Source organism: Paracoccus albus (genome assembly GCF_027913035.1).
Lineage (GTDB): Bacteria > Pseudomonadota > Alphaproteobacteria > Rhodobacterales > Rhodobacteraceae > Paracoccus > Paracoccus albus.
Genome location: NZ_CP115778.1, coordinates 24,978 through 40,838, shown reverse-complemented (window position 1 = coordinate 40,838; position 15,861 = coordinate 24,978). Strand labels below are relative to the sequence as shown.

Genomic DNA, 15,861 nt, shown 5'->3' with positions numbered 1-15,861 from the left:
CATGACCCACAGCTTGAAAACTTTTCGATCTCTTGGTCTCGCGGCGCTTGTCTTGGTTGCCCTGCCTTGTGCCGTGCTAGCCCAGACCCTGAGCACAGACCCCTCCAGCGAAACGCCCTTCAGCTCGATGGCCATCGCGCAGGATGAGGCCGACGCATGCCGTGTTCCGAAACCGCCCGCCGATCTGGCTGCGACCGCCTATTTGCGCAACGGCTACCGTGCGATCCTGCGCATCCTGATTGCCGAAGAAGCCCTCGCCTCGGAATCCTGCACCTGCCTGCTGGATCAGTTCACCTGGGATCAGGCCTTGGGCGCCCTCCCCCGGTTCCAGACCTCGGACAACCCACGCCTGCCCTTCAAGGTTCTCGATCTCTACGCGCAGGCCGACGCGCTCGAGGCGCAAGTTGTGGAGGCCTGTGCCGAGTAAATGGGGGTAATTCGCGACATCCTGAGCCAGGTCGACGCCGCGGTAGATACCGTGGCGCAGGACGGCTTTGTCTCCTCGGCGGGTGCTGTCGGCGACGTGATCTCCGCCGGGGCCGCGCTCCTTGTCGTGCTTCTCGGGATCAACGCGGTGATGCAACTCCGCCCCCTGCCCTTCGGCACCGGCTTTGCCTTCGGGATGAAGATCGCACTGGTCGGCATATTCGCGCAGAGCTGGGACAATTTCAGCGTGATCTATGACATCGTCACGCGGGTGCCTGACTCCGTCGGCGCCTCCATCCTGGCGCTTACCGGCTCGGGCGACGAGGCCGGGGTATATGAGAGCCTCGACAATATGGTCGCCCGCATCACCGCCTATGGCGATACGATCGGCGACCGCGCGGGCTGGGTCTTTGGCGCGGTCCTGGGCGCAATCTTCTTCGTCCTCTCCGCCGTTTTCGCTGCCGTCACCGCCGGGATTATCGCCTTCGCCCGCATCGTCTTCGCGCTGATGATCGTGATTGCCCCCTTCATGATCGTGACCTCGCTTTTCAAACCGACCCAGTCCCTCTTCGAGGCCTGGACCCGCGCCACCATCGGCTATGCGCTCATGCCCGTCGCCGCCGCCGGAGCCGCGGGCATCATCGTCGCCATCGCAGAAGCCATCGGCGACGCCTCCGCCGATCCGGGTGACGTCGAAACCGTCAGCCTCATCCTGCCCTTCCTCGTGATCCTGATCCTCAGCGCCGGGATTATGGCCTCGGTCCCCTACATCGCCTCCAACCTCACCGGCGTCGTCGGCATTGCCTCGAATGCCGTGGGTCTCACGGGCCTTGCACGTCAGGGGTTCGTGAATACGCGCCAGTATGGCTCGGGTGCCGCCTCGCGCCTCGTCACCGGCAAGTCCCCACGTGAGCTGAACCAGATGGCGAACGCGGGCGTGGTGAAGACCGGCGAGATGATCCGGCAGAGCCCCGGCGCGCTTCTCTCTGCCGCCAAGGCCTTCCGCAAACCCTGATGTGAAAGACGATTGACTTGAAGAAGAAGGTACTTAGTTCTTCCGCGCCTGACCGCGACGCCTTTGAAGCGGATTTCATCTACGGGCCTCGGCGGCGCGAGCGCTTTGCGTGGTTCGTCGCGGCGGCTGGCGTGCTGGTGGGCGTCGCCGGCATGGTCGCGGGTGCCAGCCTCTTTCCGCTCAAATCGACCGAGACCTTCGTGGTCGTCGTGGACAAGGAAACCGGCGAGATGGACCGGGTCGCCGCCGTGCAGGCGCTGAGGCTGTCGGAGAGCGACGCCATCATCCAGGCCAATCTCGTGGCCTATGTCGACGATCGAGAGACCTATGATCTGACCGACGGCGAGCAGCGCATCAACTCGGTGCTGGACCGTTCGGACGGCGACGCCGCGCGCACGCTGCGCGATCTCTGGTCCTCGACCAATGAGGACTACCCGATCACCGTCTATGGGCGCGACGCCAAGATCGAGGTGGTCATCAAGTCCGTGAACCAGATCGAGCGCGGCGTGGCCCAGGTCCGCTTCACCCGCACGCTACGCCGCCCCCGCGATACCCGCACCGTGACGCGCTCTTACGTCGCCACCGTCGGCTACGATTTCCAACCCGAAACCCGCCAGCGCCTTCAGGACGTCTGGGCCAACCCCTTGGGCTTCGTGGTGACCTCCTACCGCGTCGACGCCGAAACCCTGGAGAATTGACCAAGATGAAATCCCTGCCCGCGCTCCTCCTGGCGCTTGCCATGCCTGTTGCCGCACTCGCCGAGGCCACCCCCCAAGGCGGCCCGCTCGACATCCGCATCCGCACCGCCGTCTACAATGAAAACCAGGTCTATCGGATCGAGACCGATCTCAGGCATTCGACGACGATCCATTTCGGGGCCGGGGAGAGGTTCGAGGCGGTGATTGTCGGCGACACTGAGAGCTTTCAGGTCGATCCGATCCCCGAGCTCGGCAATGTGCTCACGATCAAACCGCATGTGGCGAATGCCTCGACCAACATGACGGTAATCACCAACCGCCGCACCTATTCCTTCCACCTGCGCGAAGGTTCGATCCCGAACCGCACCGGCATGTTCTTCGAGGTCCGCTTCCGCTACCCTGACGAGGAACGCCGCGCGGCAGGCGCCACCCAACCCAAAGGCTTTGAGGCCCCGCGCAACTACAACTACCGCGTCTCGGGCGAAGGTGACTTCCGCCCCAGCCATATCTACGACGACGGGCGCTACACGTACTTCGTCTTTCCGGAGAACGGTCGCCAGCCCGCCCTCTTCAAGGCCGATGACCAGGGCCGCGAACGCACGGTGAACTGGACCCAGCAAGGCAATACCGTCCGCGTGCTCGGGGTGAACACCTACTGGACGCTGCGCATCGGCGATGAGGCGATCTGCGCCTGGCGCGACGAAAGCGCGATCTACGTGAGCAACTGACCATGGCCGATCAAACCCCTCCCGACCTGCAGGACCGTCTCGATCAATTCAGCCAGCGCGGCAAATCCAAACGCGGCAACAGCCTCGGGGTCGGCGCGCTCGCCGCCGCCCTCGCCCTCGGCGGGGCCGGGGTCGCGTATTTCTTGGCCACCGGGTTGCAAGAGGGCGATAGCGCGCTTGAGACCTCCGATGTCGAGACCTTCCAGGACCGTCGCCCCGGCACCGGCGGGCGGCTGGAGTTTCCGCCTGACGAGACCGAGCAACGGGTCAATGATGCGCTGATCGCCGTCGAGGAAGCACTCGAGGTGCCCACGGCCCCTGCCCCGGAGGCAAGCGCCGAGGTGCTGGCCGAAATAGCCAAGCTCCGCGAGGCCCTCGCCGCAAGCCAGGCCGCGCGCAATTCAGAAATCCAGTCTGCCGTCGCTGACCTGCGCGAAGCCTTCGACGAGCAGAAGGCGGCCTTGGAAGCACTTATAGCGGAGAAGGAGGCCGAGTTGGCCAACCTGCAGCGCCAGACCGAGACCCGCATCGAAGGGCTGCAGGCCATGCTTGATGCCGAACGCGCGCAACGCGAGGGGCTCGAGGCTGAGCTCGACCGCGAAGGGCTGATCGCCGATCAACGCCTGCTCGAAGAACGCCGCCGCCAGGAAGAGGAGCAGCGCCAGCGCGAGGCCGAACGGGTCGCCGAGGAGCTTCTAACCGCGCAGATCAAATCCCCCGCCGTGGTCTATGCCGACGGTCCACGTGGTGGTACGAGTGGCGCGGCGGTGGCCGATCCTGCAGCCGCTGGCGCAAGTGGACCGGTCCTCTCGGGCAATGAACAGTTCCTGCAGAGTGCGCGACCGCTCGAAGTGCAAGAGGCCGCGCGCCTCACGCATCCTGAACGCACGCTGACCCAAGGGTCCGTCATCCAGGCGGCGCTTCAGACCGCCATCAACAGCGATCTGCCGGGCTCCGTTGTGGCGGTCGTCTCCGAACCGGTCCCGGCGTTTTCCGGGGACCGGATCCTGATCCCCCGTGGCTCCCGCCTTTTTGGCCAGTACCGCTCCGGCATCGAGATGCACCAAAAGCGCATCCTGATCCTATGGACCCGTGTCCTGACGCCGGACGGCACCTCGATGGAAATCGCCGCCGTCGGCGGGGACCAGCTTGGCCGCTCAGGCCTCACTGGTCTTGTCGATACCAAGTTCGCCGAGCGCTTCGGCGGGGCCGCGCTGATTTCCGTGATCGGGGCGGCACCATCCGTGGCGGCGGAAAGTGCCAACAATGAAACCACAAGCATCGTCCTTGGCGATGTCGGCAGCGACCTGCAGGATGCGGTTGGATCGGTTATTGCCGAGCAGGTTTCGATCGCGCCGACGATCTATGTCGATCAGGGCGCCTCGGTCACCGTGCTCGTGGACCGGGATGTGGTGATTTACTGATGGAGCAGGCATCACCAGCCTCATACCTCGAGCGCTATCTCGATCCATTCCGCGACCTGCTGAGACGCGATGACGTGGTCGAGGTCGCGATCAACCCGGACGGCAAGGTCTGGCTCGAGGTCGCGGGGGACGCCACCATGCGCCACGAAGGTCAGACCGTGGACCGGACCACAGCCCTCAACATGGCCCAGACCATCGTCGGCGATGCCAAGGCCCGCGTCTCTGAAAAGAACCCCCTCGTGTCCGGCAAGGTGGAATATGCGGGCCGCCCCCTCCGGGTCCAGGTCGCCGTGCCGCCCGCCATTGATCGCGGGGCCTCGATCACCATCCGCCTCTTCGCCTCGGGCAGCGTCCGGGACTACGCGCCGACCTATCTCTTCGGCAAGGCCGTCTCGCTCGATGCGCTCCGCGCCGAGAAGATGAAAAACATCGCCTCCCTCGCCGAAGAGAACCTTGAGGCCGCGCTGCAAACCCTGGTCGAAGCGCGGCTCAATGTCCTGATCAGTGGCGGCACCTCGACCGGCAAGACCACCTTCGCCCGGCACCTTCTGACGCATTTAAACGAACACGAACGGCTGATCACCATCGAAGACGCCTTTGAGCTTTTCCCCGGCCAGCCGAACACCGTCGCCCTCTTGGCCGACCGCGGTGCCGGGTCGCAACGCAGCGCCAACGCCCTCCTGCGAGCCTCCCTCCGCATGCGTCCCGACCGGATCATCGTCGGCGAGTTGCGCGGTGCCGAGGCGCTCACCTATCTCGAAGCGATCAACACCGGCCATGGCGGATCGGTCTCAACCATCCACGCTGAAACCGCGGAACTGGCCATCGACCGGTTGGCGATCATGGTGCTGCAGGCAGGGACGCCGCTGACATTTGCCGAGGTGCGGGAATACATCCGGAAATCCATAGATGTGATCGTCCAGCTCGGGCGGGTCGAGGGGAAGCGCGGGATTACGGAGTTCTATCTGCCGGGTGAACGAAGCCATTGAACGTTGACGCATTGAAAGCAGATTAGCGACGTCTTGAGTGCAGTGATATCGGTGAAACGTTCGGACACACATGGCGCAACGATCACCCTATGACATAGCAACTATCTGTTCCTGGCTTCGAAGGAGAGGTGGCTGTCGCCTAGACGCCGTGCTGAAAGATCGGGGGGCGCCTATTGTCCCAATCCTCTCGGTTCAAGAAGATTCGGTACGAGTTGAGGTGGAAGGCGGCATTTCCGAGATCCTTCACCGGATCTAGGGTTTCAACATGGATGAAGTGGCGATAGGAGACCCGGAATCCGTCGCCAGGTGCCGCACGGAAGTGAATGCCCTGGGGCCCGATCGTCAGACATGCCTCTTGCTGCGGATCGTTCATCTCAGACAGCGAAGAAGCCGCGAAATCAGGCTGCAATATCCAGTCGGTTCCAAAGGAGATACACCACTCGTCCGCTTCCCACTGGAATATCCGATGCCAATTGGCTTCGCCTTCACGCCCAAAGTCAGGGTTCAATAGCAGAACCGTCGGTTTGTCGTTGGGCTGATCCAATGGTTCGGAAAGCTTAATGCCATAGATTGGCTGATGGCCGTACCTCTTGAGGAGAAACAGCGTACCTTTCGGCTCCTCGGCGAGAGCGGCTGATTTTACGTTCAAAGTGCTTCGCATATGTGGTGTCCCTCACGAGCCTTCATTCCCAACCCCTCCGGATATCGGTTCGATAACATTCGGGACAATGCACCGCGCTAGTCGGCCGCTTTTCACGGCGGGCCTCGCGACGTTCGTACTCATCAAGCACTTCGACTTCGAAGCGGTGCCCACAATTGTTGCAGCGGAAATGAACACGCTCAGTCATAGCTGATACCTGCGTTACCAATGAACTCATTCCAGAGCACCTCAGCCGCTCGCTCTGGAGTCAGCCGTTCATCAGCTCTACCGAAGACGTTCATGGTTTGAATCAGGAATTGCTCGTAATCATCGGCCGAAATGTTGAAACCGCCGTTTGCTGTGTTGTCACCGGCGTTTTCGCTGAACGAGTAGTAAATATCGCCCAGGGCGACCTGCGAGCTACGGCAGTGCACCGAGATGTGGGCCGTACCATTTCGATGGCCGCTGTTGACAACCGTTGCCCCAAAAGAGGTCGCACTTCTGTCAACGAAACGTCCGCGCAATCCATCGATTGAGTCCATTTCGATGATCGCTCGTCGGAAGTAATCCTTGAAGGTGGCGAAGGCAGCATCGCGGAAATCACCCTTGTCGATTTGGTCGAACTGCCGCTTTGCTCGGTAGCGTGCCATCGAGGGGCGTGTGGCCGACGGCTCATGGGCTACCTCCGCCGCAGCTGCAGGTACAGCTTCAGCTTCGATGATGCGTCGAAGCTCCTGCACGACATTTAGGTAAGCGGTGTTTGGATTGGCCCATGCGCTGATCGCCTTGCCGTCAGTCGGCACGGCCTTCAGTTGGCGCAACTCCCTCATCGCTTTCCAATCGCATTCCTCCACGATGATCGGCACTACACGGGCGGTCCCTGCGGCGTGGCGTTCAAGCGCGCGTCTCATTTCGCGCTCGACACAGTAGTCGGATGCGATGAAGTCGGGGCTCACCAGGAGCAGGAACAGGTCGGAAGCCTCCAGTTCCCGTTCAATCTCAGCGTCCAGTTCGCCACCAGCCAAGATGTTGCGATCATACCAGGTCTCAATACGCCCTTCCCTTGTAAGGTTCTTGAGGTGGACGTGCAGCCGATCAAGCGCGGCCTTGTCGTTATGGGAATAAGAAATGAATGCCCGCATCTGCTCAACTCAAATGTTTAATGTTTGTTCATGATTTACCCAAAGCGCTACCTACGTGAGACACGGCCTGTAGCGCTTGAGCCCGAAACCACTGTAATACTGTCTACAGTCAGCGCTTCTTGTTCGACTGGGACAACACCGAAGCGGCAAGTGTCTTTGTCTTTTCAGAATAGCGATCGCTGCGAAGTACCTTTGACGCGAGGTCCTCCATTTCCGCTCCGGTTTGCCGATTGGTCTTTGACTGAGACAACGCCGAACCAGCAAGCTTGCGGGCGATCTGTGAAGAGCCAGGTTTGAAAAGGGTGTCTGCTGCAAGCGAGGCAACCTTGGTCGAAGTTCCTTTACGATTTACCGCCATACTATCCTCCATATGGTGTTTTGTTTGCTTCTAGATACTAGATGTGGGATTGGAGCCAACTTTTCGCAAGCTTCATCAGTGACATTTAAAATGGCAGCCTCGCCTCAAAAAGGTCTGGCGTGTCTTCGTCGCGCCGCCTGCTCAGGCCTTCACCAAGATGCAGGCACGGATGTTTGATACGTGTCAGGCCTTTGCCGCCCTCAAAATGGACCCACCCTCCTCTGGGCATGCCCACGCTTACGATCAGCGCCCCGCATATTGGACAAGTCCGCCTAAAGGATGCGCCCTTCTTGCTTTCACGATCGCCTCGAACTGCCCAACCTCCGCGAACGGATACCGTGCGCCCTGTCGACAGACGGCGGGTGTGTGCCTTCCTGTAATACCAACGGTCCGTCATCCCAGCCCCCTCCTTTCCTCGACCCGGCTGCCGCTCGGGGTCGAACGCACGTAGAAGCCTTGTGGAATAGCCTCTTGCACCAGCCCTACATGGGATATCAGGCCCACGGCACGACTGCCCTCTGTCAGCGCGGCAAGAACTTGGATCACTTGATCCAGCGTGCCCGCCCCATTCTCGGTGTCGAGGCTCCCAAAGCCTTCGTCGATAAAGATTGTGTCCATCCGGATCTTGCCCGAAAGGCTCTCGACCACATCAGCTAGCCCAAGCGCGAGGGCCAGTGCCGCGATAAAGGTCTCGCCGCCTGACAGCGTGGCTGTCGGGCGCGCCTTGCCGGTGTTGATGTCGAAGACCTCGATTTCGAGCCCACGCTTGCCGCGACCGCCAGATGCCTCGAGCCCGCGCGTTAGCCGGTAGCGACCACGTGTCATTGGGTCGAGCCTCATATTCGCCGCCTCGAGAACCTGGTCGAACATTGCTCCGATCGCGAAGGTCTCGAGTGTCATCTTGAAATCGTTCTTGCCGTTAGCCAGATCGGCCAGCCCCCGAAGCGGACCGGTCTCGGTTTCGAGCCGCTCGGTTTCGGTCAGAGCCGCGGCAAGCGATTCCTTGAATTTGGCCAGTGACGATACATCCGTTCTCGCTGTGGCAAGTGCAGCGTTGGCCGCGTTCAAGGTCTGGGTGGCGTCTGCCAACGCCAGCTGTAGCGGGGCAAGATCCGGGCGTTCACGATCTGCACAAGCGGCTATGGCGTTCTGCAATGTCGTGCGAGCAGCGATCAATCCATCGCGGTGATCGGTCACCTTCTTGCGGTCGGCGTCGAGAGTCGGGAAATGGCTCTTGCAGGCATCATATCCCGCTTTGTCCAGCCCAACCTCGGTAAGCCGAGCGACAAAATCACCTTGTGCCTTCTTCACGCGCTGCTGCTGCCCGTCGCGCGCCCGCTTCGCTGCTTCTAGCTGCTCTTGCGACCGGGTGAGCACTTCACTGGCGGCTCGGTCCTGTTGCGTCGCCACTTCCAGCGCCTCGGAGAGTTGCCTTTGCTCTCTCTGCAAAGCCTCCCGTCGAACGACAACCGCCTCGGGCGTGCGCAGACCTTCCGGCAGGGCCTCGATCACTGTGTCCAGCTTGGCGCGCGCGCCGGCAAGAGCGGTCTCAGCCTTTCCCGCAGCGGTGCGCGCCGTAGCCTCGGCAGTTTCAGCCTCGGTCAGTTTCAGCTTGAGTTGAGCCAACTGCTCCGCCATCGTGTCTACATCGACCGCTTCTCCGAGCTCGGCGACATCGCCTTCAAGTCGTGCGATTTCAGCTTCGAGTTCCACCAACGTGCGCTCAGGACTTTCCTGTTCCTCCAGCGACCGCTTCTTTTCGTCGAGCCGGATTCGAAAATTGCCGAGTTCGCTTTCGGCCCGAACTCTGGCTTCGGACGCAGTTCTCGCCAGAACCTGCGCGCTCCGAAATGCTTCGGTCAAACCAGATTGTTCGGGCGTACCATGGGCAGGCGCAGGATGATCATGGGAACCACAGACAGGGCAGGGCGCCCCTTCGGTCAACTTTTCCGCGAGAATGATCGCTTGCGTGCGCGAAAGCCGTGCCTCGGCATCTACCAAGTCCGCGTCAGCGGTTCGCGTCGCATCGGTTCTTGTCGCCAATTCGTTCGATGCCGCTTCGACATTTCGTTGGGCATCAGCGACAGCTTCTTGCGCCTTAGCATACGCCGCTGCCTTGACCCTTTCTCGGTTGACCTCGGCCAGCTCACCGGTCAGCTGGCCTAGCTCCGTTTCGGTCTTTCGCGCTTGATCAAGCGCCAGATCGGTCTCATCGCGCTGAGACTTGAGCTTCTCTCGGGCATCTATGGCCTCGGTCAGAGCCTTTTTCGCTGAAGCTTCGTCCTCCGCAGCTTCGTCAAACGCGCGTCTAAGATCCGCTGCCTGCCCGACCTGCTTCTCGATCGCCTCCAACCTTGTCAGGTCAGCCTGAACTTGTTGCCGTCGGTCCTCGCCAGACTGTGCCTCAGCAAGTTTCTTTTCCGCCAACTCCTTCACGCCAGTGGCGATCTTGAGTTCTGCCTCGGCCTTCGTGACAGCCTCCACCGCATTCAGGCTTTCCTGCTCCGCATCGCACCAAGCCGTCTCAAGATCACGGGCCTGCATGGCATTCCGGACAGCCTCAATCCGCTTGGCCAGTTCTTCGACCTCGCCCGTTTTCCTTTCTAGATCATCGAATGCCTGCTGTGCCGTGTCGACAGCAGAAAATGCTGTCGCGATTTGCTCGCCTTCGGTCAGAGCTTTGCGCGCGGCTTCGGTAGCCATCGCCGCGCCGTGCTGAATTCCCTGCTTTTCTTCGACTTTTGCTTCGGCTGCGGCAATCCCGAGTTCTAACGCCTCCGCGCTCTCAAAACCACGTTCCTCGAGTCGAGCCACGTAGAGAGCGCGCTGGTCGCGCAACGCTCGTTCTGCCTCTGAGGCTTCTTCTTTCAGCCGTGCGGCGAGATCGCGATAGATCTTCACGTCGAAGAGATCCCGCAATATCTCGACACGCGCATCCGTTTTTGCCGCCAAGAACGTCTCGAACTTGCCTTGCGGTAAGAGCACGATCTGTCGAAACTGTTCTGCCCCGTAGCCAAGCAGCGCCTCGACCTGCTGCCCCACTAGCGAGACCTTCTTTTCCGCAATGACACGGCCAGACTGACTCGGACCAAGAGTGTCCACCGGAATCCCGGTGACGTCGAACAGCGAGGCTTCTGCGGCGTCCTCAGTGGTCCCTTCACCGCGCGCCTTTGGACGTTCCTGCGCCGGACGACGACGGATCAGGTAGGTCTTGGCGCCCAGCTCAAAGACAAATTCCACTTCGGTAGGTAGATCCGACGCGGCGTGATCCGAGCGTAGTGAACGTGGTTCCTGATCAGTCTTGGTCGGCGCCCCGAATAGCGCGAAGGACATCGCCGAAAACAGCGTCGACTTTCCCGCGCCGGTCTGACCATAAATTCCGAACAGACCCGTCTCCAGCGCGGACCGGAAATCGACTACCTCGGTTGTCGCAAATGGCCCGAAGGCTTGAAGCGATAGGCGAACGGGTCTCATGTCTGCTCCTCCCCGGAGGATGCTGCGTGGAGCTTTTCCGCGACGATCGCGACTTCGGTGGCGTTTGGTTCCCGGCCGCGCACAACTTTCACGAAGTCGTTAATCATCTCGATTGGCGTGACCGCGGCCCGCCCGCTGCCGAGCGCCTTGGTCTCCGCAGCGCGCTCCTGCCGGGCATAGGCCAGATGGCAAGCATTGGGATAGGTCGCGCGTAACCGCTTCATCGGATCGATCAGAGGGTTTTCATCCGTCAGGATAGCCTGGATGAAGTCATCAGACGGCGTTCCTGCCAGAAGATCCGAGAATGCCCCGGTAAGCGAGCGGACCTGCCGGATCGGTCGGAACGGTACGGTGCGGATGTCGACACCTTCAGCTTTCAGATCGACGACAGTCATGGATTTTTCGTTTCCCACCTCGTCGAAACCGAAAGCGAGCGGTGCGCCGGAGTAACGAGTATGGCTCGCGCCCACTTCCTGCGGCTTGTGCAAATGCCCCAGTGCAACATAGTCCACCCCATCGAAGACATCGGAGGGAACAGTTTCGATGCCCCCGACTCGCGTCAGGGCGCGCTCGGTCTCGCCGACCGCACCCCCCGCGACGAAAGCATGGGCCACGACGACCCAACGCGCCCCATCAGGCACCTGCCCCCTCGCAGCTGCGATCTGGGCGGCAACTACCTCCGCCGGCGCACTAATGCTTTCATCCCCGAACACCTCGCGTGCGGCGTATTCATAGGAAAAAGGCAGCGCGGAAAAGGCGACCTCGCCATGCGCGTCACGCAGCACCAGCGGCTCTTCCACCGCATCGGCAATCCCGCGCACCAGCACACGAGACGCGGTGGAAAAGACAGACATTGCCTCGATCCGGTCGCCAGAATCGTGGTTTCCAGAGATCATAACCACAGCGGCTTCGGTCTCCTCTGCCACGCGTTTGAGGAAGCGATTGAACTGCCGAATCGACGAACTGGGCGGCGAGGCACGGTCAAAAACGTCCCCGGCGATGACAAGAACATCGACCCGATCGGCGACAAGCGTTTCAAGGATCTGACCCAGGATGACCTCATGATCCTCCTCGAGGCTCAACCCCATGAACTGCCGCCCCAGGTGCAGATCTGCCGTATGAAGTATTCGCATCAGATCAATCCATTTTCTATACGTATAGTAAATGTATGGACTATGCGAGCGGAGTCAAGTATTACTCGGCGTATGAGCCTGAAAGCCCTCAAACACGCGCAACGCGAGCGAATTTTGTTCCTCGACCAATGTCTGACCTGGAGAGGTCAGGCGAACCGCCGCGACTTGATCGAACGCTTCAATATCTCGATGGCACAGGCTGCGGTTGACTTTCGAACCTATCTTTCTCTGACGAATACGCCACCGGTCTACGATGCCGCAGTGAAGGCCTATTTCTCGACCGGCGACCACTGCGCATTGACTGAGGCTGGCCCGGAACAAGTTTTCGAATTACTTGATAGCAAGGCGACATCGCTTGGCGCGAGCATCCCGCTTCCCACTCGCGTGATGGATTCCACCGTTGTCGCACAACTCTACCGCGCCAGGATGGGCGAACGCGACATCCAGATTACCTACACCTCGATGACAAGCGGCCTATCCGACCCGCAGTGGATCAGTCCAGTTCAGTTCCATTTTGACGGAGAGGCAATTTATCTCCGCGCCTGGAGCTATAATCACGAGGCGTACCGCGATTATCTCCCAATACGAATAACGAGACAAACTGAGATGAAAACGCGGGAGCGGCCTGCTCCCCTGCCTTTTGACACGGACTGGAACAGCTTGGTGCGCATGTGGATACGCCCGCGTTCAGATCTATCCGATGCACAAGCGCGAGCCGTCCGGCTAGAGTATGGCTTTGACGAAAAGACGCACTTACTGATCGAAACGCGCAAGGCGCTCGTGTTTTATGTCGTTAGACGATGGCGACTGAACCAGGAAAAGGCGCGTTTGGAATTGGAAACAGTTGAAGAGGTGAATGCATGAATGGTCTTTTCGAAAGGTGAAGTTCTGACCAACTCCGGAATTGAGCTTTAAGGACTGAATATGATGCCCCATTCGCTCTTCGAAATTCGCACAGTCGCGTTGCTCGCTGGAAGCGAGTGGCGGGAATGGGTCGACCAAGGTCAATAGCATCTACCTTGGTCAAATATTTTTCAGGTTTCACTCTGACGACCTAGGGGGGGGTGGGCGGCGACAAAACAGTTCATGGACGAGCGAGGCGAGATGACACATGGCAATACTTGATCCCGACACCAACCAGCGCGTCCCCTTGGATCGCGATCTTGCAGAGCGATATGCGAAAGAGGTGAACGCTTTTAACGCGACCGAGTGCCAGCACACGCGCAGCGAACTTCGTCGTGGCTTCAACAAGGGCGGCGGGCCAATCGTCAAAAAGCAGTGCCTCGACTGCGGCTTGCTTCTGGGCAACCCGGTGAAGCGCACGACCGAGACTGAACTATTGCCCGAGATCGACGAAGCGCACAACCCGGACTACGAGGCGAAACGGAAGGGCGAGTGGGACACAGTGCGCCGCCGCTACGTCGCCATCCAAGAGAGCCGGTGGCGCGGCAGTGTTGAGGGCAAATCATACTTCCAAAGATCTCATGCCGACTATCTTGCATCCCGCGAGTGGGCCGAACGGCGATCGCTAGTGATGGATCGTGCTGCTGGCCTATGCGAGGGGTGCCGCAAAGCGCGAGCAGCCGAGGTACATCACCTCAGTTATCGCAATTGGGGTAGCGAGTTTCTGTTCGAACTAGTGGCATTGTGTGGCGACTGTCACGACCGCATCCACCGCTTGAATGAAGACCGCGAGACAGGTTGCACCGGCTGCGTGCACGCTGGGGACGATGGCGAGTGGTGCCATCAGTTTGGCATGCCTAGTGGCGCCGCTTCAATTCCTGGCGGAGCCTGCGGCAGCGACCGACAAGGTTTTGTAGACGCAGAAGACTATGGGTGAGCGCACTACAATTGTCGCCTACTGCAATTCGCACACCTGTCCTTTGGACGTTTCACAACGTGACCACCCTCATCCACCCAATAACTCCTCAATGAAATCCTCCTGCCGGTCGAGCGCTGCCTCCCATTCCTTCGGCACGGCAGCTTCCCGGTCGAGCGTCTCGAGCTCGGGCTGCCCGCGCCCCGCCTCCATCGCCAATACGCTCATCGTGCGCGCTTCGCGCCGCTGTGATCGGTCCCGGACTGATGCGCGTTCGGTTGGTTTCGCCTGCTCGTCTGCGCCGGCATTATCACTACCGTCGTTACCCCAAGGCCCCACGCCCTTCACACACGGCGGATAGGGGAACGGCTTGCCCTCCTGGCGGATCAACATCCCCTTGAAGAAGGGATCATCGTAATACTTGATCCGGCTCGCCTTGATCGGATGCTGGGGCGAGGCGAGGATGATGACCTCGTCGGGGTCCATCAAGCGCGCCTCTGTTTCGGACAGAAGCGGTCGCTCTTCCAGCCGCTCTGACGTCGAAGTCGCGCCGAGGAATCCTTTGTTGCGGCCATACATCCGGGTGACCGCCTCGCGGGTGGTGCTGCCGACCGCGGCCGAAACCTCTTTTACAGTGCGCTGGTCACGCGGGGTGATGTAGAGCTTGAGCCCCGCCCCGTTCTCGAGGCTTTCGCGACCCTCGGGGCCGTAGATCCGGTCTAGCGAGGCCAGCGACTGCGCAATCATCGCGACGCGGCCGCCATAGCTTGCCAGCGAATGGATCGCGCGCTCGAGATAGGGCATGGCCCCCATCTGCTGGAATTCGTCGATCATCATCATGACAGGCCAGGGCTCATCCGGGCCGGGCTCGTTCAGCCGGATCGACGCGATGAGATCGGCGAACATCAGACGCAGGAGCGGGGCGAGGGTGGCGATGTGATCCTCGGAGACCGCGATGTAGAGCGACTGTGAGGTCTTGCGGAAGGTCGAGAAATCGAAATCACTCGCCTCTGTGGCCGAGCGCACCGCCGGGTTGTCCCATTGCTTGAGGCCGGCCGTCATCAGCGCCTGAATGTTCGAGGTCAGCAGGCGCGATGAGGCCGAGGCCGCGTTGGTCCAGAGCTCGCGCAGGATGTCTTCCTCGGCCTCGTCTGCATAGGTCTTGTATTGCGCGTTCTTGTACTCGCCCCCGGCGACGATCTTGTTCACCTCGCCAAGGTTCGGTGTGCCGCGCTGGATCGCCAGCAGGCAGGCCGCGACAAAGATCGACTTGCCGGCCTCGGAGAAGGTGTCGAGCGTCTTGTTGTCCTTGTCGAGGAAGAGGTCGGCCAGGATCGAGACCTCGGTGAAGCGCTGCGCGAATGTCGGGGCCTTCGCGATCCGCGCAAGCGGGTTGTAGCGATGCGTGGCATTGGCCCAGTCGAAGGGGCTGAAGCGATAGACCTCGTCTCCGTTCAACGCCCGGAGCCGTGCAGTCTTCTCGAAGTTCTCGCCCTTCACGTCGAGCACCACGACCGAGCCCGCGAAGCTCAGAAGGTTCGGGATCACGAAGCCGACGCCCTTACCCGCGCGGGTGGGCGCCACCATCATCACATGCGGGATCGTGGTCGAGGATATGAACTCGGCTTTCAAACGCGGCGCGCCAAGCTTGCCGCAGACGAAGCCCTTGCCCGGCGCCTGCAACATGTCGTTCTTCTTCAACTCCGCCTTTGTCTGCCAATGGGCCGAACCATAGTCGTCTCTCTCCTTTTTCCAGGTCCAGGCCAGCGCCAGGGCGCCAAGCCCGATGGCTCCGAAGCCGACGGCGCCAAACCCCACCTTAAAGGCCTCAGGATGTGCCGCGCGTGTTGCGGCGCTGGCCTTCCAGAGCGCCAACATGTCGAAACTGCCGAAGCCGGTTTTCAGGGCCAGGGTCAGGTAGAAGGCGGCAACGATGGTGCCGATGACAGCGCCGCAGATCACGCCGAAGAGGAGCGCGGCCCAGAGGGGAAGTGTCTTGGTCATGGTGGTCATCT

The 15,861-nt window shown here is 60.8% G+C and carries 14 protein-coding genes; 8 read left to right on the top strand and 6 right to left on the bottom strand.

Annotated features, from left to right (window positions below; genetic code table 11):
• Position 1 precedes the first annotated feature (1 nt).
• Genes PAF20_RS18415 through PAF20_RS18390 form a run of 6 tightly spaced genes read left to right on the top strand, consistent with a single transcriptional unit; the run spans position 2 to position 5,280 of the window.
• Positions 2–427 (top strand): hypothetical protein, encoded by a 426-nt coding sequence (locus PAF20_RS18415; RefSeq protein ID WP_083213174.1) that lies wholly within the window; start codon positions 2–4, stop codon positions 425–427.
• A complete protein-coding gene (locus tag PAF20_RS18410) occupies positions 428–1,441 on the top strand; it encodes a TrbL/VirB6 family protein (protein ID WP_065818623.1) in 1,014 nt (337 codons plus the stop codon). It abuts the gene before it with no gap.
• 17 nt (positions 1,442–1,458) lie between these two features.
• Positions 1,459–2,139 (top strand): VirB8 family type IV secretion system protein, encoded by a 681-nt coding sequence (locus PAF20_RS18405; protein WP_065818624.1) that lies wholly within the window; start codon positions 1,459–1,461, stop codon positions 2,137–2,139.
• A 5-nt stretch (positions 2,140–2,144) separates the two neighbouring features.
• A complete protein-coding gene (locus PAF20_RS18400) occupies positions 2,145–2,867 on the top strand; it encodes a TrbG/VirB9 family P-type conjugative transfer protein (RefSeq protein ID WP_065818625.1) in 723 nt (240 codons plus the stop codon).
• Between the two features lie 2 nt (positions 2,868–2,869).
• Positions 2,870–4,291, top strand: a complete 1,422-nt coding sequence (locus tag PAF20_RS18395) for a TraB/TrbI/VirB10 family type IV secretion system protein (RefSeq protein WP_271073675.1) — start codon at positions 2,870–2,872, stop codon at positions 4,289–4,291.
• A complete protein-coding gene (locus tag PAF20_RS18390; RefSeq protein WP_271073674.1) occupies positions 4,291–5,280 on the top strand; it encodes an ATPase, T2SS/T4P/T4SS family in 990 nt (329 codons plus the stop codon). Before PAF20_RS18395 ends, PAF20_RS18390 begins: the two co-directional genes overlap by 1 nt.
• A 139-nt stretch (positions 5,281–5,419) precedes the next feature.
• On the opposite strand, the gene PAF20_RS18385 is transcribed toward PAF20_RS18390, so the two are convergent.
• The 5 genes from PAF20_RS18385 to PAF20_RS18365 form a co-directional block, all read right to left on the bottom strand.
• Complete coding sequence (locus tag PAF20_RS18385; RefSeq protein ID WP_271073673.1) at positions 5,420–5,941, bottom strand: hypothetical protein; 522 nt, start codon at positions 5,939–5,941, stop codon at positions 5,420–5,422.
• Positions 5,942–6,120: 179 nt separating this feature from the next.
• Positions 6,121–7,062 (bottom strand): toll/interleukin-1 receptor domain-containing protein, encoded by a 942-nt coding sequence (locus PAF20_RS18380; protein ID WP_271073672.1) that lies wholly within the window; start codon positions 7,060–7,062, stop codon positions 6,121–6,123.
• Positions 7,063–7,171: 109 nt separating this feature from the next.
• Complete coding sequence (locus tag PAF20_RS18375) at positions 7,172–7,420, bottom strand: hypothetical protein (protein ID WP_065331062.1); 249 nt, start codon at positions 7,418–7,420, stop codon at positions 7,172–7,174.
• Positions 7,421–7,813: 393 nt separating this feature from the next.
• Complete coding sequence (locus PAF20_RS18370) at positions 7,814–10,894, bottom strand: AAA family ATPase (RefSeq protein ID WP_271073671.1); 3,081 nt, start codon at positions 10,892–10,894, stop codon at positions 7,814–7,816.
• Complete coding sequence (locus tag PAF20_RS18365) at positions 10,891–12,027, bottom strand: exonuclease SbcCD subunit D (RefSeq protein WP_271073670.1); 1,137 nt, start codon at positions 12,025–12,027, stop codon at positions 10,891–10,893. The genes PAF20_RS18370 and PAF20_RS18365 overlap by 4 nt, the downstream gene beginning before the upstream one ends.
• Positions 12,028–12,099: 72 nt before the next feature.
• On the opposite strand from PAF20_RS18365, the gene PAF20_RS18360 reads away from it, so the two are divergent.
• Both PAF20_RS18360 and PAF20_RS18355 read left to right on the top strand, forming a co-directional pair.
• Positions 12,100–12,891 carry a BrxR family transcriptional regulator gene (locus PAF20_RS18360; RefSeq protein WP_271073669.1) on the top strand — a complete coding sequence of 264 codons (792 nt, stop codon included), beginning with the start codon at positions 12,100–12,102 and terminating at the stop codon, positions 12,889–12,891.
• Positions 12,892–13,138: 247 nt separating this feature from the next.
• On the top strand, positions 13,139–13,867 hold the full coding sequence (locus PAF20_RS18355) for an HNH endonuclease (protein WP_271073668.1): 729 nt from the start codon (positions 13,139–13,141) through the stop codon (positions 13,865–13,867).
• 69 nt (positions 13,868–13,936) lie between these two features.
• Here PAF20_RS18355 and PAF20_RS18350 read toward each other — a convergent pair whose 3' ends face one another.
• Complete coding sequence (locus tag PAF20_RS18350; protein ID WP_271073667.1) at positions 13,937–15,850, bottom strand: type IV secretory system conjugative DNA transfer family protein; 1,914 nt, start codon at positions 15,848–15,850, stop codon at positions 13,937–13,939.
• Between the last annotated feature and the right edge of the window lie 11 nt (positions 15,851–15,861).

Coding starts and splice junctions, on each gene's coding strand:
- PAF20_RS18350 (WP_271073667.1), bottom strand. CDS start 15,850: ATGACCAAGACACTTCCCCTCTGGGCCGCGCTCCTCTTCGGCGTGATC.
- PAF20_RS18390 (WP_271073674.1), top strand. CDS start 4,291: ATGGAGCAGGCATCACCAGCCTCATACCTCGAGCGCTATCTCGATCCA.
- PAF20_RS18385 (WP_271073673.1), bottom strand. CDS start 5,941: ATGCGAAGCACTTTGAACGTAAAATCAGCCGCTCTCGCCGAGGAGCCG.
- PAF20_RS18365 (WP_271073670.1), bottom strand. CDS start 12,027: ATGCGAATACTTCATACGGCAGATCTGCACCTGGGGCGGCAGTTCATG.
- PAF20_RS18375 (WP_065331062.1), bottom strand. CDS start 7,420: ATGGCGGTAAATCGTAAAGGAACTTCGACCAAGGTTGCCTCGCTTGCA.
- PAF20_RS18400 (WP_065818625.1), top strand. CDS start 2,145: ATGAAATCCCTGCCCGCGCTCCTCCTGGCGCTTGCCATGCCTGTTGCC.
- PAF20_RS18415 (WP_083213174.1), top strand. CDS start 2: ATGACCCACAGCTTGAAAACTTTTCGATCTCTTGGTCTCGCGGCGCTT.
- PAF20_RS18355 (WP_271073668.1), top strand. CDS start 13,139: ATGGCAATACTTGATCCCGACACCAACCAGCGCGTCCCCTTGGATCGC.
- PAF20_RS18410 (WP_065818623.1), top strand. CDS start 428: ATGGGGGTAATTCGCGACATCCTGAGCCAGGTCGACGCCGCGGTAGAT.
- PAF20_RS18395 (WP_271073675.1), top strand. CDS start 2,870: ATGGCCGATCAAACCCCTCCCGACCTGCAGGACCGTCTCGATCAATTC.
- PAF20_RS18380 (WP_271073672.1), bottom strand. CDS start 7,062: ATGCGGGCATTCATTTCTTATTCCCATAACGACAAGGCCGCGCTTGAT.
- PAF20_RS18360 (WP_271073669.1), top strand. CDS start 12,100: ATGAGCCTGAAAGCCCTCAAACACGCGCAACGCGAGCGAATTTTGTTC.
- PAF20_RS18370 (WP_271073671.1), bottom strand. CDS start 10,894: ATGAGACCCGTTCGCCTATCGCTTCAAGCCTTCGGGCCATTTGCGACA.